Source organism: Pseudomonas sp. UBA4617 (assembly GCF_002386445.1).
Classification (GTDB): Bacteria; Pseudomonadota; Gammaproteobacteria; order Pseudomonadales; family Pseudomonadaceae; genus Aquipseudomonas.
Genome location: NZ_DGIR01000020.1, coordinates 17228 through 17948 on the forward strand (window position 1 = coordinate 17228; position 721 = coordinate 17948).

General features: G+C 62.6%; 1 protein-coding gene. It reads right to left on the reverse strand.

The genetic code is table 11. The annotated features are described in order from the left end of the window. Positions 1 to 26: 26 nt before the first annotated feature. A complete protein-coding gene (locus B4L76_RS07825) occupies positions 27 to 431 on the reverse strand; it encodes a TraR/DksA family transcriptional regulator (protein WP_296231665.1) in 405 nt (134 codons plus the stop codon). Between the last annotated feature and the right edge of the window lie 290 nt (positions 432 to 721).

Genomic DNA, 721 nt, shown 5'->3' on the forward strand with positions numbered 1-721 from the left:
GTGGGGCTTTGGCACATCGCGCGGGGTTACACCTGGCGCTGGTGGCGATCGAGCTGCTCGTGGCGCTCTTGGGCTTCGATGCAGTACTTGGTCGTCGGGCTGATCAGCAGACGCTTCAGGCCGATCGGCTCACCGCTGTCATCGCACCAGCCGAAGCTTTCGTCGGCAATCCGGTCGAGGGCCATTTCCAGCTGGGGCAGCAGGCGCTGGTCGCGGTCAATGGCGTTTACCAGCCAGCTACGCTCCTCTTCGACCGAAGCCACGTCGGCAGGGTCCGACGGGGTGTCCAGGCCTTCGATGGTGGCGCGGCTCAGCTCGATGCGTTCATGGGTTTCGACTTTCATCGCCTGCAGCAGGCTAGCGAAGAAAGCCAGCTGCTCAGCGTTCATGTAGTCATCGGCCGACATGGCCAGCAACTGTTCCTTGGTCATCGATTTCTCTATGAAAAAATGTGCATTTGGGCGATTCATATGCTGCCGACGCCTTGGCATCGGTGGCGGAATTCTTCAAGCGCCAACCGGCACTCTTTTACAGGGGGCGGAAGTCTAAGGCGCCACGTCGCGTGGAGCAACTGCAATCGGGTGGTAATTTGCTTTCGTTGCTCGGAATCCGCCGGTCGGCGTCGGGTTCAGGGTACCAGGGGCTCGCCGCGACGACCTGCTCAGCGCCTGTGCGGCCGAGCGCCGCACAGGCAGCGCTCGGCCGCACAGGCCCCCAGACC

Excerpts from the sequence above, each read along its gene's own strand:
- B4L76_RS07825 (WP_296231665.1), bottom strand. The coding sequence starts at position 431 with ATGACCAAGGAACAGTTGCTGGCCATGTCGGCCGATGACTACATGAAC.